This window comes from Polyangium sp. y55x31 (assembly GCF_029946505.1).
Classification (GTDB): Bacteria; Myxococcota_A; Polyangia; order Polyangiales; family Polyangiaceae; genus Polyangium.
On the sequence record NZ_JARZHG010000102.1, the window covers coordinates 1 to 632 of the forward strand.

Annotated in this window: 1 protein-coding gene; it reads right to left on the minus strand. The window is 73.3% G+C overall.

What is annotated here, in order from left to right; translation table 11 throughout:
• Window positions 1-622 (minus strand): hypothetical protein (locus QHF84_RS50185; RefSeq protein ID WP_281320793.1); only part of this gene is annotated, 622 nt, incomplete at its 3' end.
• Between the last annotated feature and the right edge of the window lie 10 nt (window positions 623-632).

Sequence of the window (632 nt, forward strand, 5' to 3'; positions counted from 1 at the left end):
CGTTCACGTGGTGAACCACCCGCCCGACGCGCCGCCCATCGAGCAGCATCCCCGGCTCGATGTCGGGCGCCTCCTGCGCGAACACCGCCCGCGCATGCGCGCCGTCTTCCGAGACGCAGAACGGCCGACCGGGATACGCGGGCCACGTCTCGCCGCCGACGCGGATTGTACCGTTCCGCCGAACCCGCCACGAGACGCCCGCCCGTCGACAAACCACGTTGAGCGCTTCCGCGGCCCGCGCCCGCGCCCGCACCCACCGCGCGAGGAGCGGCAGCCCGTCGATCCCTTCGAGCTCGCCCGCCTCCTCGCCGGCCTCGCGGAGGATCGCCGCGACGACGAGGCGCGGCGGGGCGAGTTGATATTGCCGCGGAGGGAGCTCACGCCGCAGGCCACCGCGCCCGCCGACGATGAAGGCACGCGCGCGCCCCTCGAAGCCCCGGCTTTCGAGCACCGTCCCTGTAAACTCGACCGGAGCGGCATCCTCCACGCCCATGGCGATCACGACCGAGCCCGCGAGAGGCTCGCCCGCGTCCACCTCGGCCTCCGCAGTCCAGGCCCCCGCGAGCGGCATCGAGAGACGGAGCGAGATGACTTCGAGCGCGCCAATCTGAACGAGGCTCACGGCCGGTTCG